Annotated in this window: 21 protein-coding genes and 2 tRNA genes; 8 read left to right on the top strand and 15 right to left on the bottom strand. The window is 64.9% G+C overall.

The window, feature by feature from the left end:
• Positions 1-165: 165 nt before the first annotated feature.
• The 4 genes from ilvC to ilvD all read right to left on the bottom strand — a co-directional run bounded on the left by ilvC (position 166) and on the right by ilvD (position 5,779).
• Positions 166-1,194, bottom strand: a complete 1,029-nt coding sequence (ilvC, locus tag P8192_RS06390) for a ketol-acid reductoisomerase (RefSeq protein WP_270105557.1) — start codon at positions 1,192-1,194, stop codon at positions 166-168.
• Positions 1,195-1,241: 47 nt separating this feature from the next.
• On the bottom strand, positions 1,242-1,754 hold the full coding sequence (gene ilvN, locus P8192_RS06385) for an acetolactate synthase small subunit (RefSeq protein WP_278159437.1): 513 nt from the start codon (positions 1,752-1,754) through the stop codon (positions 1,242-1,244).
• Positions 1,755-1,758: 4 nt separating this feature from the next.
• Entirely contained in the window at positions 1,759-3,594 is a 1,836-nt protein-coding gene (locus tag P8192_RS06380; protein ID WP_431521166.1) for an acetolactate synthase large subunit, read from the bottom strand.
• 418 nt (positions 3,595-4,012) lie between these two features.
• Complete coding sequence (ilvD, locus tag P8192_RS06375; protein WP_278159433.1) at positions 4,013-5,779, bottom strand: dihydroxy-acid dehydratase; 1,767 nt, start codon at positions 5,777-5,779, stop codon at positions 4,013-4,015.
• A gap of 164 nt (positions 5,780-5,943) precedes the next feature.
• Here ilvD and P8192_RS06370 point away from each other — a divergent pair, with 164 nt between their 5' ends.
• The 3 genes from P8192_RS06370 to P8192_RS06360 all read left to right on the top strand — a co-directional run bounded on the left by P8192_RS06370 (position 5,944) and on the right by P8192_RS06360 (position 8,261).
• Complete coding sequence (locus P8192_RS06370; protein ID WP_278159431.1) at positions 5,944-6,426, top strand: hypothetical protein; 483 nt, start codon at positions 5,944-5,946, stop codon at positions 6,424-6,426.
• A gap of 158 nt (positions 6,427-6,584) precedes the next feature.
• Positions 6,585-6,657, top strand: a tRNA-Lys gene (locus P8192_RS06365).
• 212 nt (positions 6,658-6,869) lie between these two features.
• Entirely contained in the window at positions 6,870-8,261 is a 1,392-nt protein-coding gene (locus tag P8192_RS06360; protein WP_278159429.1) for an MFS transporter, read from the top strand.
• Positions 8,262-8,334: 73 nt separating this feature from the next.
• Here the strand turns inward: P8192_RS06360 and P8192_RS06355 are convergent, their stop codons facing one another.
• From P8192_RS06355 to P8192_RS06345, 3 genes are read right to left on the bottom strand one after another with little or no spacing between them, the layout of a single operon-like run.
• Positions 8,335-8,649: a GntR family transcriptional regulator gene (locus P8192_RS06355; RefSeq protein ID WP_278159428.1), complete on the bottom strand. Its 315-nt coding sequence runs from the start codon at positions 8,647-8,649 to the stop codon at positions 8,335-8,337.
• Between the two features lie 54 nt (positions 8,650-8,703).
• The gene (sufU, locus tag P8192_RS06350) at positions 8,704-9,156 is read right to left on the bottom strand and encodes a Fe-S cluster assembly sulfur transfer protein SufU (protein WP_278159426.1); all 453 of its coding nucleotides are present in this window, start codon (positions 9,154-9,156) and stop codon (positions 8,704-8,706) included.
• Complete coding sequence (locus tag P8192_RS06345; protein WP_278159424.1) at positions 9,153-10,463, bottom strand: aminotransferase class V-fold PLP-dependent enzyme; 1,311 nt, start codon at positions 10,461-10,463, stop codon at positions 9,153-9,155. The genes sufU and P8192_RS06345 overlap by 4 nt, the downstream gene beginning before the upstream one ends.
• 149 nt (positions 10,464-10,612) lie before the next feature.
• On the opposite strand from P8192_RS06345, the gene bcp reads away from it, so the two are divergent.
• From bcp to P8192_RS06325, 4 genes are all read left to right on the top strand, one after another.
• The gene (gene bcp / locus P8192_RS06340; protein ID WP_278159423.1) at positions 10,613-11,101 is read left to right on the top strand and encodes a thioredoxin-dependent thiol peroxidase; all 489 of its coding nucleotides are present in this window, start codon (positions 10,613-10,615) and stop codon (positions 11,099-11,101) included.
• 70 nt (positions 11,102-11,171) lie between these two features.
• Positions 11,172-11,253, top strand: a tRNA-Leu gene (locus tag P8192_RS06335).
• A gap of 231 nt (positions 11,254-11,484) precedes the next feature.
• Positions 11,485-13,035 (top strand): ABC transporter substrate-binding protein, encoded by a 1,551-nt coding sequence (locus tag P8192_RS06330; RefSeq protein WP_278159421.1) that lies wholly within the window; start codon positions 11,485-11,487, stop codon positions 13,033-13,035.
• Positions 13,036-13,147: 112 nt separating this feature from the next.
• Complete coding sequence (locus tag P8192_RS06325; protein WP_278159419.1) at positions 13,148-14,632, top strand: malate:quinone oxidoreductase; 1,485 nt, start codon at positions 13,148-13,150, stop codon at positions 14,630-14,632.
• A gap of 19 nt (positions 14,633-14,651) precedes the next feature.
• Here P8192_RS06325 and P8192_RS06320 read toward each other — a convergent pair whose 3' ends face one another.
• A complete protein-coding gene (locus P8192_RS06320; RefSeq protein WP_278159418.1) occupies positions 14,652-17,783 on the bottom strand; it encodes an AAA family ATPase in 3,132 nt (1,043 codons plus the stop codon).
• Complete coding sequence (locus P8192_RS06315) at positions 17,780-18,955, bottom strand: exonuclease SbcCD subunit D (RefSeq protein WP_278159416.1); 1,176 nt, start codon at positions 18,953-18,955, stop codon at positions 17,780-17,782. The genes P8192_RS06320 and P8192_RS06315 overlap by 4 nt, the downstream gene beginning before the upstream one ends.
• A gap of 59 nt (positions 18,956-19,014) precedes the next feature.
• On the opposite strand from P8192_RS06315, the gene P8192_RS06310 reads away from it, so the two are divergent.
• A complete protein-coding gene (locus P8192_RS06310) occupies positions 19,015-19,938 on the top strand; it encodes an ADP-ribosylglycohydrolase family protein (RefSeq protein WP_278159415.1) in 924 nt (307 codons plus the stop codon).
• Here P8192_RS06310 and P8192_RS06305 read toward each other — a convergent pair.
• From P8192_RS06305 to P8192_RS06280, 6 genes are all read right to left on the bottom strand, one after another.
• A complete protein-coding gene (locus P8192_RS06305; RefSeq protein ID WP_278159413.1) occupies positions 19,935-21,041 on the bottom strand; it encodes an exonuclease domain-containing protein in 1,107 nt (368 codons plus the stop codon). The genes P8192_RS06310 and P8192_RS06305 overlap by 4 nt on opposite strands.
• A 3-nt stretch (positions 21,042-21,044) precedes the next feature.
• Positions 21,045-21,671 carry an RdgB/HAM1 family non-canonical purine NTP pyrophosphatase gene (rdgB, locus tag P8192_RS06300; RefSeq protein WP_278159411.1) on the bottom strand — a complete coding sequence of 209 codons (627 nt, stop codon included), beginning with the start codon at positions 21,669-21,671 and terminating at the stop codon, positions 21,045-21,047.
• On the bottom strand, positions 21,668-22,420 hold the full coding sequence (gene rph / locus P8192_RS06295) for a ribonuclease PH (RefSeq protein WP_270105572.1): 753 nt from the start codon (positions 22,418-22,420) through the stop codon (positions 21,668-21,670). The genes rdgB and rph overlap by 4 nt, the downstream gene beginning before the upstream one ends.
• Before the next feature lie 53 nt (positions 22,421-22,473).
• Positions 22,474-23,310: an MBL fold metallo-hydrolase gene (locus tag P8192_RS06290; protein WP_278159408.1), complete on the bottom strand. Its 837-nt coding sequence runs from the start codon at positions 23,308-23,310 to the stop codon at positions 22,474-22,476.
• Between the two features lie 108 nt (positions 23,311-23,418).
• A complete protein-coding gene (gene murI, locus P8192_RS06285; protein WP_278159406.1) occupies positions 23,419-24,324 on the bottom strand; it encodes a glutamate racemase in 906 nt (301 codons plus the stop codon).
• Entirely contained in the window at positions 24,321-25,046 is a 726-nt protein-coding gene (locus tag P8192_RS06280; RefSeq protein ID WP_278159404.1) for a DUF2017 family protein, read from the bottom strand. The genes murI and P8192_RS06280 overlap by 4 nt, the downstream gene beginning before the upstream one ends.
• Between the last annotated feature and the right edge of the window lie 19 nt (positions 25,047-25,065).

The raw sequence follows: 25,065 nt of genomic DNA, 5'->3' as shown, positions 1-25,065 counted from the left end.
CGGAGGGCCGATTCGATTTTAGAACGACGACGGTGCCGGTGCACACCGATGCCGTCAGGTGAAGCTGTGAAATGGACAACGGCGGGACCCACCTGGGTGGGGTCCCGCCGTCCTCGATCAGGGGTATCGGGCCGGCGTCGGCCCGTCACCGCGCGTCGGTGTTGATCAGCGCGCGGCGGTGCCCTCGGTGTAGTCGTCGTCGGAGTCCTTCAGCCAGGAGAACATCTGACGCAGTTCGCGACCGGTCTTCTCGATCGGGTGAGCCTCTTCTTCAGCGCGCAGCTTCTTGAACTCCTCGGCGCCGGAGGCCTGATCGTCCATGAAGCGCTGGGCGAAAGTGCCGTCCTGGATGTCGGCGAGCACGGCCTTCATGTTCTCCTTCACCTGCGGCGTGATGACGCGCGGGCCGGAGACGTAGTCACCGAACTCGGCGGTGTCGGAGATGGACCAGCGCTGCTTGGCCAGGCCGCCCTCGACCATCAGGTCCACGATGAGTTTGAGCTCGTGCAGCACCTCGAAGTAGGCGATCTCCGGCTGGTAGCCGGCCTCGGTGAGCACCTCGAAGCCCGCCTGCACCAGGTGGGAGGCGCCGCCACAGAGCACAGCCTGCTCACCGAACAGGTCGGTTTCGGTTTCCTCGGTGAAGGTGGTCTCCAGCACGCCGGCGCGGGTGCCGCCGATGCCTGCGGCGTAAGCCAGGGCGAGATCCTTGGCCTGACCGGACTCGTTCTTCTCGACGGCGATCAGGGCGGGGACGCCACGACCGGCTTCGTACTCGCGGCGCACCACGTGGCCGGGGCCCTTCGGAGCCACCATGGCGACGTCCACACCGGAGGGAGCCTCAATGTAGCCGAAGCGGATGTTGAAGCCGTGGGCGAAGAAGATGGCGTCGCCGTCCTTGAGGTTCGGGGCGATGTCCTCGTTGTACACCTTGGCCTGGACCTGGTCCGGAACCAGGATCATGATCAGGTCTGCTTCGGTAGCTGCCTCGGCAACGGTGACCACGCGCAGGCCTTCGGCCTCGGCCTTGGCGCGGGACTTCGAGCCTTCGGCCAGACCGATGCGCACGTCCACACCGGAATCGCGCAGGCTCAGGGCGTGGGCATGGCCCTGCGAGCCGTAGCCGATCACAGCGACCTTGCGGCCCTGGATCAGCGAGAGGTCGGCATCGGCGTCATAGTACTTCTTGGTCACGGATGTTCTCCTTTAGTGATGTTGCGGGTCTAGGGGGTCAAGGGTGTTCAGTGCTTGTTGAGCGCGCGATCGGTCATCGACTTGGCGCCGCGGCCGACGGCGATGGTGCCGGAGCGGACCAGTTCACGCACGCCGAAGGGTTCGAGTACTTCAAGCAGGGCGTGGAGCTTGTCCAGGGAGCCGGTGGCCTCGATGGTGATCGCATCCGTGGATACGTCCACCACGGAGGCGCGAAACAGCTCCACTGCCTGCACCACGGAGGCGCGGGTGGCGGCATCAGAGCGAACCTTGACCAACATGTGGTCGCGCTGCACGGAGGCGTCGGGAGTGAGCTCCACGATCTTGATCACGTTGATCAGCTTGTTCAGCTGCTTGGTGACCTGCTCGAGCAGATCGCCCTCGGCGTCGACGACGACGGTGATCCGGGACAGCCCCGGGGTCTCCGACGGTCCCACGGCCAGAGAGTCGATGTTGAACGCACGACGGGCGAACAGGCTGGCCACACGGGTCAGCACACCGGGCACGTCTTCTACCAGCACAGAGAGTGTGTGTCGTGACATGGTCTCAGTCCTCCTCTGCCCACTCAGGCGTCATGTCTCGGGCCACTTGGATGTCGTCGTTGGACACGCCCGAGGGCACCATCGGCCACACCATCGAATCACGCGAGACGACGAAATCGACGATGACCGGACGGTCGTTGATCGACATGGCCTCGGCGATCACGGCGTCCAGGTCCTCTTCGCGCTCGCAACGCAGGCCCACGCAACCGTAGGCGTCAGCGAGCTTGACGAAGTCCGGGACCCGTGCGGTGTCATGACCGGTGTTGAGATCGGTATTGGAATAGCGGGCGTCATAGAACAGGGTCTGCCACTGACGCACCATGCCCAGCGAGGAGTTATTGATGACGGCCACCTTGATGGGGATCTGGTTGATCACGCAAGTGGCAAGCTCCTGGTTGGTCATCTGGAAGCAGCCGTCGCCGTCGATGGCCCAGACCACGCGGTCAGGTTCACCCACCTTGGCACCCATGGCGGCCGGGACGGCGAAGCCCATGGTGCCCAGTCCGGCGGAGTTCAGCCACTGGTGGGGACGTTCGTACTTGACGAACTGCGAGGCCCACATCTGGTGCTGGCCCACCCCGGCCACATACGTAGCCTCGGGACCGGAGGCCTCTGAAATGCGCTTGATGACTTCCTGCGGAGCCATCAGCCCGTCCTCGGTGGGCGTGTACCCCATCGGGTAGGTCTCGCGGATGCGGTTCAGAATCCGCCACCACTCGGTGAGATCCGGGCCCTCGGTCGTCTTGCGCGTTTCACGCACCGCTTCCGTCAACTCGGGGATGATCTCCTTCACGGAGCCCACGATCGGCACATCGGCAGGACGGTTCTTGGAGATTTCGGCCGGGTCGATGTCCGCGTGGATCACCTTCGCGTTCGGGGCGAAGCTGACCAGCTGGCCGGTCACGCGGTCGTCGAAGCGGGCCCCGAGCGTGATCAGCAGGTCAGACATCTGCAGTGCGGAGACGGCCGAGACGGCGCCATGCATGCCGGGCATGCCCAGGTGTTGAGGGTGCGAGTCCGGGAACACGCCGCGAGCGGTCAGAGTGGTGACCACCGGAGCGTTGATTTCTTCGGCCAATTCGCGCAACTCGATGGAGGCGTGACCTCGGGACACACCACCGCCGACGTAGAGCACGGGGCGCTCTGCTTCCTGGATCAGCTTGGCGGCCTCGCGCACCTGCTTAGCGTGGCCACGCAGCACGGGGCGGTAGCCGGGCAGGTCGATCTTCGGCGGCCAGGAGAAGTCCATCAGACCTTCCTGGGCATCCTTGGTGACATCCACCAGTACCGGACCGGGCCGACCGGTGGTGGAGATGAAGAACGCCTCGGCCAGGGCCTGCGGCACGTCCTGGGCGCGGGTCACCAGACGGGAGTGCTTGGTGATCGGCATGGTGATGCCCACGATGTCGGCTTCCTGGAAGGCGTCGGTGCCGATCATCTGGGATCCGACCTGACCGGTGATGAACACCACGGCCTGGGAGTCCATGTGCGCGTCGGCGATCGCCGTCACCAGGTTGGTCGCCCCCGGGCCGGAGGTCGCAATGGCCACACCGGGACGTCCGGTGGCCAAGTAATAGCCCTGGGCTGCGTGACCGGCGCCCTGCTCGTGACGGACCAGGACGTGGCGGATCTTCTTCGAGTCCATCAGCGGATCGTAGGTCGGCAGAATGGCGCCGCCGGGAAGACCGAAGACGTCGGTGACTCCCATTTCTTCCAGCGAGCGGACGATCGCCGCGGAGCCCTTCATCGAGGTCGGTTCCACCATGTTGTTCGGCCCGGGTACTAGGGATTCGGCGGATTCGGTCTGATCGCGCTTATCGCGACCGCTGTGGGCGGACATCACCGCTGGGGTGATCCGTGTTCCAGAACTCATTGGCTGTGCCTCGGTTGATTCGTGATCTGCATTCGTGCCACCCCGGCGGGTTCCGGGGCGTCCGCCCTCTGTGGCGGAGGATTCCGTCTACTGATGTGTGGCCAGCTCATTCGGATATCCAACAAAAAAACCCCGAAAGTCGGCTGGTGTGCCTGCTCGGGGTTTAGCGCATGGCGGCGAGTTCTTCGCCCGTGCTGAGTGTTGAACTCAGGCCATGCGCTCGATAACGACGACGCGTTCCGTGTTGGACATGCTTACATCATGTCCAAACTTCCCGCCCGTGTCAACGAGACTGAGCCACGTGTTCATCATAAGTCCCCGCGAGCCTCAGCTGTGCTGTGAGACTCGCGGGGTCATCATGATCTGCTAGACCGGGGTCGTCACCTTAGCCGCAGTAGGCGCCTTCGGCGGCGGAGTGCACGAGCTGGCCGTATTTGCCCAGCACGCCGGTGGTGAACTTCGGCTGAATCGGCGTCCAGTTTTCACGACGGCGCTCCAGCTCGGCCTCGTCCACATCCAGCTCGATGGACCGACCTCCGATGTCGACACGGATGATGTCGCCGTCCTCGACCAACCCGATGGGTCCACCTACGGCGGCCTCGGGGGCAATATGACCAATACACAGGCCGGTGGTGCCCCCGGAGAAGCGACCATCGGTGAGCAGCAAGACATCCTTGCCCAGACCCGCACCCTTGATGGCACCGGTGATGGCGAGCATTTCGCGCATACCCGGACCACCCTTGGGGCCTTCATAGCGGATCACCACGACGTCACCAGCCTTCAGTTTGCCCTCGGAGAGCGCATCCATCGCGGCGCGTTCGCGTTCAAAGACGCGCGCCGTGCCCTCGAAGACATCGGCGTCGAATCCGGCCGACTTCACCACAGCACCTTCCGGCGCCAGGGTGCCGTGCAGCACCGTGAGACCACCACTAGGGTGCAGCGCATTATCCATCTTGCGCAGCACCTTGCCGTCCAGTTCCGGAGGGTTGACGTCGGCCAGGTTCTCGGCCACGGTCTTGCCGGTCACGGTCAACGCATCGCCGTGCAGCACACCCGCGTCCAGCAGGGCCTTCATGACCACCGGCACGCCGCCGATCTTGTCGAGATCGGTCATCACGTACTGTCCGAACGGCTTCATGTCCGCCAGGTGCGGAACCTTATCGCCGATCCGGTTAAAGTCGGAGAGACGCAGATCCACGCCGGCCTCGCGAGCAATCGCCAGCAGGTGCAGCACCGCATTGGAGGAACCACCAAAGGCCATCATCACAGCGATGGCGTTCTCGAACGCCTTCTTCGTGAGGATGTCACGGGCGGTAATCCCCTTCCGGAGCAGGTTCACCACAGCCTGACCGGCAGCACGTGCGTCGGCGTCGCGACGACGATCGGCCGAGGGTGGGGAAGCCGAGCCGGGGATGGACATGCCCAGGGCCTCGCCCACGGACGCCATCGAGTTAGCGGTGTACATCCCGCCGCAAGCCCCTTCGCCCGGGCAGATGGCACGTTCAATCCTGTCCAAGTCTTCCTGGCTCATCGTTCCGCGCGCGCAGGCCCCCACGCCTTCGAACGCGTCGATGAGAGTGACCTGACGCTCCACCCCGTCAGACAGGGTGGCGTAGCCGGGCATAGTCGATCCGGCGTAGACGAAGACACTGGCCAGGTCGAGTCGCGCCGCGGCCATGAGCATGCCGGGCAGGGACTTGTCACAACCAGCCAACAGTACGGAACCGTCGAGGCGCTCGGCCATCATCACGGTCTCGACGGAGTCGGCGATGACCTCGCGTGACACCAGCGAGTAGTGCATGCCGTCGTGACCCATCGAGATGCCGTCGGACACCGAGATGGTGCCGAACTGCAAGGGGTATCCCCCACCGGCGTGCACGCCGTTTTTCGCTGCATCAGCCAGTCGGTCTAGCGACAGGTTGCAAGGGGTGATCTCGTTCCAGGACGAGGCGATGCCGATCTGCGGCTTGGCAAAATCGTCGTCGCCCATGCCCACGGCGCGTAGCATGCCGCGCGCAGGAGCGCGTTCCATGCCGTCGGTGACGTCGCGAGAACGAGGCTTGATATCGATCGTAGGATTTTGGCCCGTGGTGCCGGCGGCTGCTGCGTCGGGAGCCTCAGGCCCTGCTGATTCATCGGTGCGAGAGCTCATTGGCTCATCATACGACCGCGTTATCGAATGCGGCCCTTCGTAACGAAGATGTCTCCTCAATCACGGTCCACATGCCAAAAATCTGTACGTTCTCCGGTCACAATTGAGAAACGTTGTGATCGGGGTAACCGGAGCACCCCGTGTGCCACCGTAGACTGGTCTCCATGGACAGCGAAGACCTCAAGAAGACGTTGCGCGAGGTTTTCGATTCTCGGATTTTCAACTACGGCGACTACAACGTCGTCTACGCGAACACTTCCGGATCCTCGGACCCGCTGCTGATCGGCTATCGGCGACAGCCCCTAGAAATGGTGCTCTGCCCCGTCCCTTCGGACACCCTCGATCCCGATCGGCCCACCACCGAGACCCCGACCTGGTCCAATACCACCATCGAACTGTCCAACGTGGCGACTCTGGCCGACACAGGTTCGGGATACCAGGTCGAATCCGTCACGGGGTATCGCGTGTGGTTCGACGTCCAGCCCACGCCCCGGATTCCGGTGACATGGGATACCTCGCACGACGTCGACGATCAACTGCAGTTGGAGCAGACCTCCGACGCCGAAGATTTCGAGCGCTTCATGACGTTGTTCATGGACACCCTAGACTCGTTCTACACCCCTTCGGACCCGTCTTCTGCGCAATAACTGCACTGCGGATCCGTCGAACATCCGCTGCTCCTGTGCCAGCCGGTGGAGCGTGTCCGACGCCACGTCCCATCGATTTCGCATCCAGGAAAATCCTCTGGTAGAGTCTTTCTTCGTTGCACAGCACGCCACACAGTGGAATTCGTCAGCAACGGTCTGCGCCTCTAGCTCAACTGGCAGAGCACTTGACTCTTAATCAATAGGTTCCGGGTTCGAGTCCCGGGGGGCGCACAGATCATCATTTTTCGGCCTCGTCACCTCGTTGTGACGAGGCCGAAGCTGTATCCAGCCGCCATTTTTGCCGCCGCGAACGTCCACGCGACACCTCATTTTCTCATTTCTTATATTGTGACTGTCGCCATGGTGGCCCGTGACGCCGCTCACTGATAGTTTGGTCGCGAAACAATAACTATCGCTATAGGTACAGGCAAAGGTATTTCGCCATGACTGCAGTTACAGACCGTGGTTCTCAGGACCTGCGGAACCGCATCGAAAACTCACCGATGGGCCTTTATCAGTGGGTGATCATCGGCATCTGCACCTTCCTCAACGCGCTCGACGGCTACGATGTCCTGGCCATGGCCTTCACCGCCACCCCGGTCACCGAAGAATTCGGTTTGAGCGCCTCCGTGCTCGGCCTGTTGCTCAGCGCAGGGTTGGTGGGCATGGCGGTCGGCTCTCTGACATTGGGCCCGGTCGCCGATCGCGTCGGTCGACGAAACATGACGATTCTGTCCCTGGTGGTGAACGCGGCTGGCCTCTTCCTTTCCGCCACGGCGTCCAATGCCACTGAGCTCGGCATCTGGAGGATCGTCACCGGCCTGGGCATCGGCGGGATCCTCGTCGGAACCAACGTGCTCTCTGCCGAGTACGCCAACCGAAAAAGGCGCGGGTTGGCCGTAAGCATCTACGCTGCCGGCTACGGCGTGGGCGCCTCCCTGGGCGGAACGGCAGCCGTGTGGATCATGGCTGAGCACGGATGGCGTTCCGTGTACACCCTGGGCGGGGTGCTCACCGTGTTCTCTCTCGTGCTCGTCATCGCGCTGATGCCGGAATCTGCGTCCTACCTCTATGCCCGACGCCCGAATCGGGCCCTGGAAAAGATCAATGCCATCGCCCGGCGCATCGGCCAAGAACCCGTTCGCGAACTGACCACCACGGGAACCAGTCTCGCACCGAACGGTGCTGACGACCCCGACCAAGGGACCGCCGCCGTAAAGAGCGGTGGACGCGGCATCGGTGCGTTGCTCAACGCACGCAACCGTCGGACCACGTTGCTGATCTGGTTGGCCTTCTTCGCCATCATGTTTGGTTTCTACTTCGTCAACTCGTGGACCCCACGACTGCTCAACGAGTCCGGGCTCACGCAAGAGCAAGGCGTGATCGGCGGCATCATGTTGACCTTGGGCGGGACCATCGGCTCACTGCTGTTCGGCGTTCTGACGGCGCGCTGGTCCACCCGGTCGACCCTGTTTTGGTTCACCGTCGGCGCTTCGGTGGCGATCGTGCTCTTCATCTCCTCCACCGCCGTCGTGTCACTCGTGCTCGCGCTGGGCATTGTGGTCGGCATGCTGATCAATGGCTGCATTGCCGGACTCTATGTACTCACCCCGCAGTCTTACCCTGCCACGGTCCGTAGCACCGGTTCCGGTTGGGCGATCGGTATCGGTCGGGCCGGCGCGATCCTCGCTCCCATCGTGACGGGATCCTTGCTCGACGGTGGGTGGACGCCCCAGGAGGTGTACATCAGCGTGGCTGTGGCCGTACTCGTTGGCTCACTCGCCTTGTGGCTTATGCGCGGCGCGGACACCGAAGCCAACCGACGGCCAGAGTGAAACGCCTAACCTGGTCCGCCACCAAGCGTCGGGCCGGGAACGCCTAACCCGGCCCGACGTCGCCGACGATCAGCTAGGACACGATCGGAATCAGCACGCTCACCAACAGCAGCACCAGCACCCCGCGCAACCGGTAAACCTGCTCGATGCGGCCGCGACTCTGTTCGGCAATGAACGTCCCGTGGTGGGGGTCATGAACCGCATAACCTTCAGAAACGAGCCGATTGAGCGCCTCTCGAACGGGCGTCAGGCTCATCCCGAGCATGTCTGAGAGCACTTTGAGTGTGACCCGCTGGCCGGGCCGAAGCTCCCCGCGCACGATGGAACGGCGCAGCGAGTCGTATGCGGCAGCAGCCTTGCTGACGGGCTTGATCTGCTCGGGTGTCACTGCTGGTGCCTCCTTCTGCGTTTCGCGTCGTGTAATCGAGCCTCGACAGGGTGGTCAGGCGGCTGAACTACGGCGGATGGCATCTTCAGCGGCGACCCAACTCAGTAGGGCGCACTTGATCCGTGCCGGGAACTGCGCCACGCCGTGCAACGCCACCGCGTCACCCAGGGTGTCTTCGTCGGGTTCACCTCGGCCGCGGGAACCCATCATCTCGCGAAACACCGCGAGCGTGGACTCAAAATCAACAACACTCTCACCGCGCATCAATTCCGTGAGCATGGAGGCCGAGGCCATCGAGATCGCGCAACCGTCTCCGGTCCACTCGACTTGTTCCACCCGCCCGTCGACGACGCGGACCTGCAACGTAATCCGGTCACCACACAAGGGATTGTGTTGCTTGGACCGGGCCTCGTACTCCCCCGGCTCCTCGGTCAGTTCGGCTTCACCGACCCGGCGCTGGGCGTGGTCAAGAATGAGGTCCTGGTAGAGGGCTTCGAACGCACTCATCGGGCCACCCCAAAGAATCCGCGCACATCCGCCAGGGCATTCAGCGCGGCGTCAATGTCCGCTTCGGTGTTGTACAGGTAGCTGGTGGCTCGCGTGGAGGCGGTCACCCCCAGGAATCCATGCAGGGGCTCGGCGCAGTGGTGCCCCACCCGAATAGCGATGCCGCGAGCGTCCAGGAACTGGCCGACGTCGTGGGGATGGACCCCCTCCACCGTGAAAGCTACAGCACCGGTGCGTTCGACGCCGGAATCCAGCGCCGGTCCAAGCAGACGCACGCCAGGCAGTGATTCGATGCCCTCCATCAGACGGCGCCCCAGAGCTACCTCCCACGTAGCGACCCTGTCCATGCCGACGGCGTCTAGATAGTCGATAGCCGCGGCCAACCCGACGGCCTGAGCGACCCGCTGGGTACCGGCCTCGAACCGCTGCGGAGCGGGCAAAAACTCGGCGCGATCCATGGTCACGGTGGTGATCATCGAGCCACCGAAGAGCACCGGAGGCATCGCGTCGAGTAATTCCGCTCGACCGTAGAGCACGCCGATACCGGTGGGGGCGAGCATCTTGTGCCCGGAAAATGCGGCGAAGTCGACACCGAGACGGTGCACGTCGAGTTTCAGGTGTGGCGCGGACTGGCAGGCATCCAGCACGGTGAGCGCGCCAGCTTCCCTGGCCAAGGCGACGATGGCGTCGACATCATTGACCAGTCCCAGCACGTTCGACACGTGGGTAAAAGCGACCAGTCGGGTCTTCGGGCCGATGAGCTCCGCGGCAGCATCCAGGTCCAGGCGCGCGTCAGCGGTTAGAGGAATGTAGCGGAAGGTGGCACCGGTGCGAGCGGCGAGCTCCTGCCACGGGATCAGGTTGGAGTGGTGCTCCATGCCGGTGGCCACGATCTCATCGCCGGGCTGCAGGCGGAACCGATCGGCTTCGGGACCGGGTTGGGCGCCAGCGGTGGCGTTCGACATCGAGTAGGCCACCAGATTCAGCGCTTCGGTGGCGTTGGAGGTCCACACCACTTCTCGTTCGTCGGCGCCGATAAAGTCGGCAACCCGGCGGCGCGCGGCCTCGAACCGATCGGTGGCCTCCACCGCGAGCCTATGGGCACCACGATGCACGGCCGCGTTGGCGTTGCGGTAAAAGTTTTGTTCGGCGTCGAGCACCTGTTGCGGTTTCTGCGCGGTGGCACCGGAATCCAGATAGACCAGTCGGTTCCCCTCAGCATCGGGGCTCAGTAATGGGAAGTCGGCACGGATACGCTCAGCTTCCTCACTCGTCAGCGGTGCATTGTGCTCCAAGTTCTGCGTCACGCAGCCTGCTCCTCCACGGTATTGGCGGTGCTTGAATAGCGGTTTTCTACGCCTTTCAGCCTAATCGACCCAGCTGGATGCGCGTGTCCGCGGTGACATCTGCCGACGTCTGGTTGCCAGCGTCCGGCACCAGGTGCCACAGTGTTGCCATGACTGAGACTCACCCGGCACGCCTGTCCCCCGGCGATACTGCCCCCGCCTTCACACTGACGAACCAGCAGGGCGAGGAGGTTTCGCTGGCCGATTATGCCGGTCAGCGCGTGATCGTCTACTTCTACCCGGCCGCTTCCACGCCGGGATGCACCAAGCAAGCCTGTGATTTTCGCGACAACATCGCCGCCTTCGCGTCCGAGGGTTTCGCCGTGCTCGGTGTTTCTCCGGATGGGCAGAAGAAGCTGGCGAATTTCGCCGAAAAGGAACAGCTCACCTTCCCGTTGCTTTCCGATGCCGATCATGCCGTTTCCGAGCAGTACGGGGCCTGGGGCGAGAAGAAGAACTACGGCCGGGTGTACGAGGGCCTGATCCGCTCCACCATCGTGGTGGACGCGTCCGGCACGGTGGAGTTGGCCCAGTACAACGTGAAAGCCACCGGGCACGTGGCGAAGCTGCGCCGCGATCTGGGTCTGAGCTCCGACTGAGCACCCTGCCTCTGATGTAGGATGGTCTCCGATCCGCCGCGCCCGGTTCCGGGTGTGCGGGTGGATCAATGCGGGCGTGGCGGAATTGGCAGACGCGCTGGATTTAGGTTCCAGTGTCTTACGACGTGAGGGTTCAAGTCCCTCCGCCCGCACTCGAGTGATGGCCCTACCCTCAAGACCGCTGTGAAAGGACCGCCATGGCCGTGAGCCGACGTTCTTTCCTCGGTTCCTTGGCGGGTTTCGGCGCCGCTACCCTGATCGGCTCTCTGAACGGGCTACCCCGATGGGAACCCCGGCCCGCGTCTCTTGTCGCCGACTCGACGTCTGCATCCGGCTCGACATCAGCGGGGCGTACTTTACGTCTGGGTGTCCCGGCTTCCCCTTTGACCTTGGATCCCTCGCTGGCCACCGATGTGGAGAGCCACCGGGTGATGCGGCAGATGTACGACAATCTCGTAGATGTGGATTTGGACACCGGTGACCCAATTCCCGGGCTCGCCACCGATTGGGAGGCTTCACGCAATCACCGCGAGGTGACCTTCGAGCTACGCGATGATGTGGTGTTCCACGATGGCACACAGCTGACCGCCGAGGTGGTGGTGGCCAATGTAGATCGCTGGGCCACCACACCGGAACGTGTGGGACCCTCTGCCCTACAGCACCGGTTGCCGCTGAGTTTCGCCACCGTGTTCGGGGGGTTCCTGGGCGAGCCAGGCTGTGTTTTCGAGGAAGCGGTCGCCGAGGATGAAATCACGGTGCGGCTCGTGTTCACCGCACCGGTCTTCGGTGTGGTGCGGGCCCTCACCGATCCTGCCTTCGCCATCACCTCCCCCGATTCCTGGGCCGCTTCTGACGCGGCCCGAGGAGCATCCGGAACCCTGGTGGCGCTGGCAGGCACCGGCGCCTATCGTCTGGACAACGACGAGGTCCCCGCCGGTACGGTGCGCCTGGTGCGCGACCGAAACGCCACCGGCAGCTCCGCCGCCGGGTCATCCGGTTCCGCCGACGCACCGAATACCGATGAGGACTCCAGCCCCGACGTCGTGGAATTGGTGGCGGCGTCCGCAGCTCAGGAGCGTCTCATCGGGCTGCGGACCGGCCAGTTGGATCTTTTCGACACCGTGGATCCTGGTTCCCTGCGTGCCCTGGTTCAATCGGGGGCCCAAGTGCTACAGCGCGATCCGCTCTCGGTGCTGTACCTCGGATTCAATCTGCAGCATCCTGTGCTGTCCTCGCTTCGGGTCCGGCGCGCGGTTGCCCTGTCGGTGAATCGGTCCCTGTTGGTGGAGCAGACCATGCTCTCGGGTAGCTCCGCGGCGCACCATTTCATTCCGCCGGCGCTGGCGGCCGCCCCGGAGGGGATGCAACGCTACGACTACAACCTTGCCGAGGCCGCCCGCGAACTAGAGGTCTCCGGTTACGACGGCGAGGACCTCGTGTTCACCTACCCGGTGGATGCGTCTCGGCCTTATCTGGCAGACCCTCAGCGGGTTTTCGCCTTGATCAGCGAAGATATGGCGAGCATCGGACTGCGCATCGTGCCGGATCCGGTGCCGTGGGATGACGGCTACCTCGCCCATGTCTCCCGGGCGGGCGGTAGCTCCTCGTCATCGCGGGCTTTCCATTTGTTGGGGCGCAATTGCACGTACCGCGATCCCTTGCACGTACTGACCTCGATTTTCGACACGGCGTCTGGTGAGTTCGGCTACACCAACCCGACGGTCGAGAACCGGCTGGCCCGGGCCCGAACGGCCACCGATGGCACCGCACGTCAGGGCCTCATCGATGCGATCACCCGCTCCATTGCCACGGATCTGCCCGCCCTCCCGTTGGCCTTCCCGATTTCCGCGCTGGCCACCGGGCCGAGCGTGAACTACTACCCGATCTCGCCGGTCTTGGATGAGCATTTCGCCCGTGTGCAACTGTCGTCGTAGATGTCGCTGGTCATTCTTGGCCGGTCTCGAGTAGTAGAGTTTGGGATGAAGGCGGCCCGTCGCCATGCTCGATGTGCCCGCGAACTGGAATCACTGATCAGGAGATGTGAACGTGCCACAGCAAACCGACTCCCCGATGTACGACGTCGTTCTCGTGGGAGGTGGCATCATGTCGGCCACATTGGGCACGCTGCTCGCCGAGCTGGAGCCCACCTGGTCGATCGCACTGTACGAGAACCTCAATCAGGCCGGTCAGGAATCCTCTGATCCCTGGAACAACGCCGGTACTGGCCACGCCGCCCTGTGTGAGCTCAACTACGCCCCGCAGAACGCCGACGGCACCGTGGATCCGAGCAAGGCGATCGGCATCAACGAGCAGTACCACGTGACACGCCAGTTCTGGAGCCACCTGGTCAACAACGGTGTGCTCCAGGATCCCAAGACCTTCATCAACCCGCTACCGCACATGAGCTTCGTGTGGGGCGATGATCACGCCGACTACCTGAAGGCCCGCTACGAGGCGATGAGCCCACAGCCGCTGTTCCAGACTATGGAGCACACCGAGGATCCGGAGACGATCCGCGGCTGGGCGCCGCTGTTGATCGACGGCCGCCACGACGGCAAGCGCCTGGCCGCTTCACGTTTCGCCGGCGGCACCGACGTCGACTTTGGTTCGCTGACTCGTCAGCTCACCACCCACCTGACCGATCACGGGGTGGATGTGAAGTTCGGGCACAAGGTGACCGGGCTTTCCCGTGGCTCCGACGGTCGCTGGGATCTTTCCGTGAAGAGCAAGGCTGCCGGTTCCTCCTTCACCGCTCGCGCCCGATTCGTCTTCATTGGCGCCGGCGGTGGCGCCCTGCATCTGCTCCAGGCGTCCGGCATTTCGGAGGCCAAGGGCTTCGGAGGGTTCCCCGTGTCCGGACAGTTCTTGCGGTGCACCAACGAGGAGATCATCAACCAGCACCATGCCAAGGTCTACGGCCAAGCTTCGGTGGGTGCCCCGCCCATGTCGGTGCCGCACCTGGATACCCGTTTCGTCGATGGCAGGCGCTCCCTGATGTTCGGACCCTACGCTGGCTTCTCCACCAACTTCCTGAAGACCGGTTCGTTCCTGGATCTGCCGCTGTCGGTGCGCACGCACAACCTGCTGCCCATGCTCAACGTGGCCAAGGACAACCTGGGTCTGGTGAAGTACCTGGTTTCTGAGGTGGCCAAGACCCGGGAGAAGAAGATCGACACCATGCGCGATTTCTTCCCCAAGGCCGAGGGCTCGGATTGGGAGCTCATCACCGCCGGACAGCGCGTCCAGGTGATGAAGAAGGACCCGAAGAAGGGCGGCATTCTGCAGTTCGGTACCGAGGTGGTCAGCGCTGCCGACGGTTCCATTGCCGGCCTGCTGGGCGCCTCCCCCGGCGCTTCGACGGCCGCACCGATCATGCTCGGCCTGCTGGAGCGCTGCTTCCCCGCCAAGATCGGCGGCTGGGAGGCCAAGCTGCGCGAAATCGTCCCGTCCTACGGGCGCAAACTCAACGATGACCCAACCCTGCTGGATGAGGTCACTCAGGCTACCGATGCGGCCCTGCAGCTGAACTGACGCGGCTGAACCGTCCGGCTTAGGCCAGTGGCGGCCCCACCACGGTGAGGTGGGAGCCGCCGCCGGTCAAGGACACCTCCACGCGGTGAGCGATCTGGTGCTTCATCGCTTCCACATGGCTCACCAGCCCGATAGTGCGCCCGGAGGCCTGTAGCCCGTCAAGCACCTCCATGACCTGTTCCAGGGTCTGGGCGTCCAGCGAACCGAAACCCTCATCCACGAAGAGGGTGTCCATGGTGATACCACCAGCCTCGGCCTGCACCGTATCGGCCAGGCCCAGGGCCAACGCCAGGGACGCCATGAAACCCTCCCCACCGGAGAGGGTGCTGGGGTGGCGCAGCGTGTCATTGACGTGGTCGCGGATGCGCAAATCAAGCCCGGCCCGACGCCCGGACACCGCCGTGTCGTCGTGCTCAATGGTGTAGCGTCCCTGGGTCATGCCCGCCAGCCGTTCCGAGGCAGCCAGCGCGACTTTCTCCAAGCGCCCGGCCAGCACGTAGCTGCCCAGCCGCATCTTGTAGGAGTTTTCGCCCTCGCCACGCACCAGCTTCAGCAGCTCGTCGATTTCTCGGAATCGGGCCAGCTGATCGGCGGAGCGCTCCACAATCCCGCGCATCCGGTCCATCTCCTCGCGGTGCTGGTCGCGGGTGGTCCGCACCGAGCCGAGTTCGGTGGCGGCCTCGGACAGTTCGTGTTCGGCCACTTCTAGTGTTGTGGCGGCCTGGGCTAGATCTTCGTCTGTCGGTGCTGGCTCGTCGCGTTCCAGGCTCGCCCGACCGGCCACCACATCGGGCTGTTCGGCTAGCTCAGCCAGGGCGGCCGCTTCGTTACGCCAGGCCTCCAGCTGCTGTTGATCGGCGGTCGCCTCCTGAGTGGTCAGGGCAGCGGCTCGGGCCTGGTCGACGTCGTCGAATCCCTGGCTGTCGGAATCCTCGGGGTCGATACCTGCGGACAGTTGGGCTTCTAGGCGGCGCCGGGATTCATCCTCAGTCTCTCTGGCGTGCTCGAGTTGTTGTAGCGCTTCGATCAGCCCCTCGATTTCTGCGATGCGGTCCGCAACCGCAGACTGACGCGACTGCCAGTCGTCATCCGTGAGCTGCTGATCCTCTGGCGTGACCTGATTTGCCAGCGCGGTGGTTTCTTCGGTGAGTGCTTCGAGCGTGCTGCGCTCACCGGCCAGCTTCTCCCGATCCGCAGTGAGTCGAGCTTGAGCGGATTCGATTTTCTGCACCACGTGTTGGCGCAATTCATCGATCTCGCGGCGTTGACGTTGCGTGGCTTCAGCCGCCGTGATTTTCTCCTGGACGGTGACGACCTGCGCATCGGCCTGTGCCACCGAGAGGCCACCGGCCTGCGCCTGGGCGGTATCACGTCGGGCACGCACCGTGCCAACGGCTTCCTCGGCGGTGGTGCGTTCCCGGAGCGCGGCGTCGCGCAGACCTTCGGCTTCTTGAAGCTTCTCCGGAGAGATTTGTTCCAGCTCTGCGGTAGACGCAGGTGCCGGGTGCTCCGGCGAACCGCACACCGCGCAGGGCTGGTCGTCCATGAGCTCCACAGCCAACAGTGAAGCCGCACGGTCCAGGCGCTGCTGCACCAGGTCTTGCCAGGTCTGTGTCGCCGCCTGAGCGCGATCAATCACAGCACGCAGCTGCTCTTCCTTTTCGGTCAGCTTCGTGGCTTCCGCGGCGGCACGCCGGGCCGCTTGGGCGATGTCGTCGGCACGATTCTTTTCTTCTCGCAAGTGCTCCAGCGAGACCGATGCCGCATCCAACTTCTCCAGGTGTTCTTCGTGCTGTTGGCGCTCGGAGGTGAGTGCGGTCATGGACTCCTGGGTTTTTTCGCAGCCGGCTTCTCGCGCCTCAATGTCTTTTCGGACGGTCTCGCTACGGCTGCGTAGGCGGAGCAGTTTTTGCTGGTCGGTGCGTGCCTGTTCCAGGCGCTGCTGCTGCCGGTATCCCGCGGCAAGAGCTTCGCGCCAACGACTGGTTGGCGATTGCTCGGTGGACGTGTCGGGGTTCCACGCCATCACCTCAGGCGTCGCGTCCAGGCGCTGGTTGAGATCGTTCGTCGATTCCTGCAGGTGCTTGCGCTGCTCGGTGGCACGTTGCGCTGCAGCGGCCGCCTCCAGCACCTTCTGGGCTGCTGTGTGGCGCTGTAGTCGTTGCCGACATTGGTCGACCGCCTCGTTGGATTCTAGGTGGCGTTGCTGGCGATGCTGCCAGGCCTGGGCGGCCTGCTGGGTGCGTCGGCGCGTGGTCAACGCATCGAGCCGCTGGCGGGCGGCGGTGCTGCGCTGCTTCGCCTGTACCTGTGCTGCCTCAGCCAGGTCGACGCTCAGGCGCAAGGCTGATTCCACCTGCTCCAACAGTGCGTCATCGGTCAATGCTTCAACATGTAGAGCGGCCTCGGCCTGGGGCGCCGCCGCATCATCAGACTCGCCGCCGTCGGTGGTGTCGCCTTCGTCATTGATCAGTTCGGCGACGGCGACGCGCAGGCGCTGGCGGATCTCGTCTAGGGTTTCGGAGTCGCGCTGTACTTTCTCGCCGTGGGCCCGTGCCTGCTCACGCAACCACTCCTCCACAGCATCGAAGCGCTGCGTGTCGAAGAGCTTGCGTAGCAGGGTTTCGCGATCTTTCGACCCGGCATTCAAAAACGCGGCGAACTCGCCCTGCGGCAACAGCACGACCCTCATGAATTGCTCGGCGGTGAGTCCCAGCACTTCGGAGAGCAGGTGCCCGGTCTCGTCGTTGCGGCGAGACCGCTCTATCCAGTCGCCGTCGACCCATTCGCGCAGGTGCACCCCGGCCTGTTCGGTGGTGGTGCCGTCAGACCCTGTGCGTTTGCGCTTGGCGGGGCGCTGATGAGCCGGCCAACGCAGGATCTCGAAGCGGCGCTGGGAGACGGTGACCTCCAGCAACACCTCGGGACGGGTGCCGGGGGCGGCCAGGGTGGAGTGTAGGGAGTCCAGTTTTCGCTGGCCGGGCACGGAGCCGTAAAGGGCGTAGCAGATGGAGGCCAACACGGTGGATTTACCGGCTCCGGTGGGGCCGTCGAGCAGGAACAGCCCGGCCTGATCGAGGTCGGCGAAATCGATGGTCTCGCGTTCGGCGAAGGGACCGATGGCTTGGATTTCCAGTCGGTGTAGTCTCATCGGCGGGCCTCCGCTTCCTGGATGCGGCCGTGTTCCAGGGCCTCGGTGAGGAGCGCGGTCTCCGCCTCGGAGGCGGGCCGCGTGCGTACGTGCTCCACGAAATCGGTGCACATCTGCACATCGGAGACAGCGTCGTCGAGTTTCTGCGCATAGGAGGCGACCGTCGGCCGGGGTCCGCGCGGGGCGAGGATGAAATTCAGCAACCCCGGGAAGCGTTGCTTCAGCCGGGTGTAGGCCTGAGGTGGGCGCTCGGCGTCGGTGACGGTGATCTGGCACCAGGCGTCCTCGGCGTCGGCGTAGGCCAGGTTGTGCAGCAGATCCTCGATGTCCGATTCCAGCACCTTCAGCGCCCGGCCCACGGGCCACTGCACCGGGTCGATGCTCTCGATTCCTTCGGTGCCGATGGTGAGGATCCATCCGCCTTTCGCCTGGCGCGCCTCGGAGAAGGAGTAGCGCAGCGGGGAGCCGGAGTAACGCACCGTCTCGGTGATGCTCTGACGCCCGTGGAGATGCCCCAGCGCGACGTAGTCCACTCCGTCGAACACCGAGGCGGCGACCTGTCCGAGCCCGCCCTGCATCTGCTCGGCGCCGATGGCGCGCTCGGAATCGCTGCCGGAGGCGCCGGCGGCGAAAACGTGAGCCATCACGATGCTGGTGAGAGGTCCGCGTGCGGACTGTTGTTGCTCCAGATCAGCCCGGATGCGGGTCATCGCCTCGGTGAGCACCCCGGTGTGGTGGGAGGGGGTTTGCCAGGAGGTGCTGATCAGCCGCGGTTCCAGATAGGGGATCCCGTAGATCAGCGTCGTCACCCCGTCAATAACCACGCTGACCGGGTCCTGTACCGTGTCGGCCCGGGTGCGCACGTGCACCCCGGCCGCATCCATCAACCGGCCGCCGAAACCCAGGCGGGTGGCGGAATCGTGATTGCCCGAGGTGATGACGACGATCGCTCCGGCCTCCCGGATCCGGGCCAGGGCGTCGTCGAAGACCTCGACGGCGTCGGAGGCGGGCAAGGCACGGTCGTAGACGTCCCCGCTGATCAGCAGCACGTCGATCTGTTCGGTGCGGATGGTGTCGATGAGGGCGGCGATGAATTCGCGTTGGGTCTCCAGCATGCCGGTGCCGTGGAAGGATCGGCCGAGGTGCCAGTCGGAGGTGTGCAACAGACGCATGCCTCCAGCTTAGGCACGCCAAGGACACGATAACGAGACCACGCAACTAGGCTGGGGATATGACCGAATCTTCGCACCCTGCTCCCCTGCCCGAAGGCTTTGCCGTCCGCGCCGAAATGCTCTTGCGGGCCAGTGCGGAAACAGATAGCGGGTTGAGCGTGTACTTCTTCGACGGGCTGCTGGAATGGATCGAGTGGGCGAATCAGGGGTATGAATCCGACCCGACTGCCTGTGTCTGGTTGGGTGGACTGCGCTGGTGGCGGGCCCAGCGGGGGACGTTGCCGGACGGTGCTCCCCCGGTGCCGCCGCGGTGGATCGACGAGCAATCGGTGCTGGAGACCGTCTTCGGCGGAGACGCGGAGCGGAATCTGCGGGCGCTGGATTCGGATCAGATGCCGACCCTGCGCGATCCGGCCCACCCCGGAGACGACGGACCTCGAGCATTGTCCCGCAGCGCGATCTATGCGCTGGTCCCCGGGCTGGAAGATCACCTGATCGTCTCGCTGGCGCGTCAAGGAGCAGCCCTGACGCAGGGCGAGCCTGCGGCGTGGGAGGCGTCCTGTGCGGCGGCGGTGATCATAGCCGACCTGCTGTATTCCGCTCACGACGGTGACAGCACCGACGCACTGGTACACGCCGTCCACCGGGCGGTGGATGTGCTGGAGGCAGAGCCGGCCGCGCCGGTGCGTGCGCTACTGACGACGGCGCTCGAGAAGGCACAGACAACGTCAGACCTGGATGCTGTGGCCTGGCCCGACGAACTGGTCGGTTCCAGCGCTCCCGTGGTGCTGGCCGCAGCCGCGTATGCCTCTGCTGTCGGTGAAGAGCGTCTCGAAGATCACCCGGAAGAACCGGAGAGTGTGTCAGTGCTCGTGCGCCAGCTGCGCGCCGCTCGGGGGCGGGAACCGATCATCGTCGAAGGCCCCGCAGCCCCGGATCTCGTGTCAGTAGCCGTTGAACGCTGGGTGGCGTCGATCACCTAGACGGCGGAGGCGGCCGGCCAGTTCATGTCCAGCATCTGCAGCAGCTCGGGCTCGGAGAGGATGCTCAGCTGCTGGCCGCGGTCCCGCCGGGCCAGGGCGTCGCGCATTTTGCGGTGACCGATCGCCTTGCTGGTCCCTCGCGACGCACCGGTGCTGTGCAGGTGCTCGGGGCGGAAGCCGTCACCGACGACCAGCACCGTGGTGGCGGCCGTGACCCGGTTCGCGGTGCTCGCACCATAGTGGGCCACTTTGTGCTTGGCTTCCTGACGCGGCATGCCCAAGTTGCCCGTGAACACGACCAGCTGACCGTGGAGTGGGTGTGCAGGGTCGGCATCGGGGTTGGGTTGCGGGTTGGTGCCCTCATCGGGCCAGCGCATCAGATCCGGGAGCCGGGTGCCCCGGGGCAGAGCCACGGTGGCATCGAAGTAGTCGGACATTCCCCGAGCCTGAATGGTGGGCCGCGATTCGTTCTGACCGGCGGGATGGGCGGCCAGGGTCCGCAGCGACAGCCCCGCGGCACTCAGCACGGTCGCCAGGTCGCGATGACCTGCAGCGGGGACCTGCGTCGTCTCGTCGGTGGTCTGGCGGCGCCCAATGTCCTGAACAATGGCAGCGCAAGCCTGGGCGTCGGCGAGCGCGTCGTGATGGTGGTCTAGGGTGAACCCAGCCTCTGCGGAGGCCGACGGCAGCGCGTAGGAGGTCAGGGAGTAGGACTTGCGGGCCAGCATCAGGGAGCAACCGAAGTGCATTTCGGGCACATCCACACCAGAAACCTCGAGGGCGGATTCGATGACGCCGACGTCGAAACCGGCGTTATGGGCGACCACGGCGTCGTCGCCAATAAAATCCTGTAGCTCGGCGAACATCTCTCCGAAGCGCGGCTGGTCGGCCACCTGGTCTTCAGTGATCCCGTGGATACGCACATTGCGCGGGTCGAAGCGGTCAAAACCGGCGGGTGGGCGCATCAGCCACGAGGCGGTCTCGGCGGCGAGTCCGTCGCGCACGCGCACCACGCCGACCGCACACGGTGAACCGCGGAAACCGTTGGCGGTTTCGAAGTCGATGGCGGTGAAATCCAGTCCAGGAACCTGGGTGAGGCGCACCGCTCAGAGCACCTCGATCAGATGGGGCAACAGGGCTCGGAAGGCGTGGCCGCGGTGAGAGATGGCGTTCTTCTCCGCTGAGCTCAGCTCGGCGCAGGAGCGGTCCATGCCCTCGGGCTGCAGGATCGGGTCGTAGCCGAAGCCGCCCTCGCCCTGGGGCGCCCGCAGCAGGCTGCCGTTCAGGTAACCCCGCTCCACGTGCTCGGCGCCGTCCGGGGTGGCCAGCGCGGCAGCACAGACGAAAGCGGCAGCGCGGTGCGCATCGGGCACGTCCCCGAGCTGGGCCAAGAGGAGCTGGAGGTTCGCGGTGTCGTCCCCGTGTCGTCCGGACCAGCGGGCGGAGAAGATCCCGGGGGCTCCGCCGAGCACCTCGACGGCGAGACCGGAATCATCGGCAACGGAGATCAGCCCGGTGTGCTGGGCGACGGCGTGAGCTTTCTTGAGGGCGTTGGCCTCGAAGGTCACTCCGTCCTCGACGACGTCGGGCGCCCCGGCGGTGGCGGCGTCGATGACCTGGGTGTCAACGTCGAGCCCGGACACGGACCCGCGCAGCAGCTCCCGCAGCTCGCGCAGCTTGCCCTGGTTGGTGGTGGCGAGGACGACTTTCGGTTCGGGTGCGCCCGTGGTCATAGGCTCACTCCGGCCTGGGCGAGGGCTTCGTTCTGGAGCCGGGTCAGTTCAGCGGTGCCCTGTATAGCCAGGTCGAGCAGTCCATCGAGCTCGGCACGGCGGAAGGGTGCACCTTCGGCGGTGCCCTGGACCTCAATGAACTCGCCGGTGCCCGTGGTGACCACGTTCATGTCGGTTTCGGCGCGCGAGTCTTCCTCGTAGGGCAGATCGAGCATGACGGCGCCGTCGATGATGCCCACCGAGATAGCCGCCACCGAACCGGAGAGCGGATTAACAGCGGCGGGCACGATGCCCCGCGAGCGCGCCCAGTCCAGCGACTGCGCCAATGCGACGTAGGCACCGGTGATGGCGGCGGTGCGGGTGCCGCCGTCGGCCTGGAGCACATCGCAGTCCAACACGATGGTGTTTTCGCCGAGTTTAGCGGTGTCGATGACGGCACGCAGGGAGCGCCCGATCAGTCGGGAGATTTCGTGGGTGCGTCCACCGAGTTTGCCCTTGACGGATTCGCGCTGGTTTCGGGAATTCGTGGCGCGCGGCAGCATCGCGTACTCGGCGGTGACCCAGCCGGTGCCCTGGCCCTTGAGCCACCGGGGCACGCCCTCGGTGAAGGAGGCCGTGCACAGCACCTTGGTGGAACCGAATTCGATTAGCGCGGACCCTTCGGCCGGCTCGGACCAGCCGGGGGTGATGGTGACGGGCCGCAACTGGTCGAGGGCGCGCCCATCGGCGCGGGTGACGGCGGTGCTCATGGTTCGGGATCTCTCCTCGTGGTTCTGGGTGGGGCGGTCCGCGAGCGGCGGACTCACACCCGGTAGGTTACACCGGAGACGGCGACGGCGAGGTCGCCGGCGAAGGTCTCGCGGGCTTCGACGGCGGTGGCCATCGGGTCGTTCCACACCGGCAGGTGGGTGAGCAGCAGGCGGCGTACCCCGGCCTCGGTGGCGGTGGCCCCGGCGCGTTTACCGGTCAAGTGCACGCCGTCGATGGCGTCGTCGCGCCCCTCGTGGAAGCCAGCCTCGCAGAGGAACAGGTCGGCGTCGCGGGCGGCCTCCACCAGTCCGTCGCAGGTATCGGTGTCACCGGAGTAAGTCAACACCGTGGTGGTGTGCTGGTCTGCAGCCTCTCCCCTCACTCCGGGCTCTCCCGGTTCCACGGCCTCCACGCGCAGGGCGAAAGCTTCCTCGATGGGATGGCGCACCGGGTAGGGGGTGATGGTCAGCGGCCCCACGGTCACCGGCTCCCTGGGCGTCCAGGTCTGGAAGTCGAAGTCCGGGTGCATGCCCGGGTCCGGGTCAAGCCCGTAGGCGGTGGCCAGTCGATCGGCGGTGCCGGTGGGACCGAACACGGGAATGTGAATGCCCTTCCAGCCTTCCGGATCCCAGCGCACCGCGACATGCAACCCGCACAGGTCCATGAAGTGGTCCGGGTGCAGGTGGCTCAGCGCGATAGCGTCGATGTCGGGCAACATCATGTAGCGCTGCAGCGTACCCAGGGCGCCGTTACCCAAATCCAACAGCACCCGCCACGTTTTCGGCGTCACCCCGTCGGTGTCAACACCCTCCGCGGTCACCAGATAGCAGGAGGCGGGTGAGCCCGGGCCGGGGAACGAGCCCGAGGCTCCGATGATGGTCAGCTGCATCGTGGGGTTCCTCCCTGGTCCGGTGCCGCCGTGACCCGTCGGCGGGTTCGGTTGCTGGCTATCCTGGTCACTGTACTGCGCCCGTGCTGGCTCATGCCCAACGTTGCGTCACCGGGCGTCCGGGACGGGAACCACAGACAAGGTGCCAGTGGGCAGCTCTTCGGCTACCCGGTTCACGTGATGCACCCCGGAGACTTCGGGGCCCAGGAAGCGCCGGGCCAGCAGCTCGAACTGATCGGCGTCGCCGGTGGCCATGAACCGGTGCCGTTGCAGCGCCGTCTCACCGGGCTCCCGCTCGACCCCGGAATCGACATTCTCCAGGTCGTGGCGCACTAGCTCGCGGTACACGTCCTGCGCGGTCTCCTCCGCGGAGGACACCAGGGTGACGCTCTCCCCCATCACATAGGAGATCACGCCGGTCAGCAAAGGGTAGTGAGTGCAACCGAGCACCAGAGTATCGACGCCAGCTGTTTTCAGCGGAGCCAGATACTCCTCGGCCAGGGTGCGCAGTTCGGGGCCGGAGGTGATCCCGGCCTCCACGAACTCCACGAAACGCGGGCATGCTACCGAGGTGATCTCCAACGACGGCGCGGCCGCAAACGTATCCTCGTAGGCCCGCGATCCCACGGTGGCTTCGGTGCCGATGACGCCGATGCGACCGTTACGGGTTGCCGCCACCGCCCGGCGCACCGCCGGCTGGATGACCTCCACCACCGGAATTCCGTAGCGCTGGGTGTAGCGTTCCCGGGCGTCGCGTAGCACAGCGGCCGAGGCCGAGTTGCAGGCAATAACCAGCAGCTTCACCCCGGCATCCACCAGTTCATCCATCACTTCCAGAGCCAGTCGGCGCACCGTGGCAATGGATTTCGGGCCGTAAGGGCTGTTGACCGTATCCCCTACGTAGACGATGGATTCCTGCGGTAGCTGGTCGATCACGGCACGGGCTACAGTGAGTCCGCCCACCCCGGAGTCGAAGATCCCGATCGGTGCGCCCGAGTTCGCGGCGGTGGTCATGGGCGGTCCTCTCTCTCGCCGTGGTCATCATCGGCAGCACCCAGCTGGTCGGGCAGATCCGCCAGCAATGCGGTCATCAGCGTCTCCTGCAACCAGGAGGTGAAGTTGTACAGCAGCGCCATATAGGCGTCCACCGAGTCGGCGTTGGCGACATCCGAGATCTCGTGCACCCTCGCTGCGTCGTCATCGGTCTCAATCTCCAGGCGGGTGGCCAACACCAGGCGCACGGCGTTCAGGGCCCGACCAAACGACTCGGCCGCGGCAAGATCCAGCACCAGATGTCGCGATTCCACGGCGGCGATGGCACGCTGCAGGTCCTCCAGTTTCGCCTGCAGCACGGCATCTTCGGTCAGTGCCCGAAACTCTTGGGCCTCCGCCTCACTGGCCGCATCCGGGGTGCCGGTGGGCAACAGTCGTAACGTCGCTGCTTCACTCGGCGCGGCGCGGCGGTTCTCCCCGGTGCCCGCCGAAATACCCGACACCAGAGCCCAAAAGTCACTGTCTGTCGCGATGTCTGCGTCACCAGCGTCTCCGGTACCAGCTTCGGTATCGGGCTCAGCCTCGGCGCCAGCCTGATCGGTCTCGGCGTCAGAGCGGGTTTCATCTTCGCGACGACGCAACAGGGTGATGACGTCGTCGAAGAGCTGGCGCAGCAGCCGCTGTTCGCCGCTCTCAAACGTGGCCAGGTAGCCACGCGGAGTGGAGGTAAATCCTCGTGCCATGAAGTCAGTGTCAGCTTTC

This window comes from Citricoccus muralis (assembly GCF_029637705.1).
In the GTDB taxonomy this organism is placed as follows: Bacteria; Actinomycetota; Actinomycetes; order Actinomycetales; family Micrococcaceae; genus CmP2.
The sequence above is the reverse complement of the archived record's forward strand: the minus strand, read 5'-3'. Positions and strand labels throughout refer to the sequence as shown.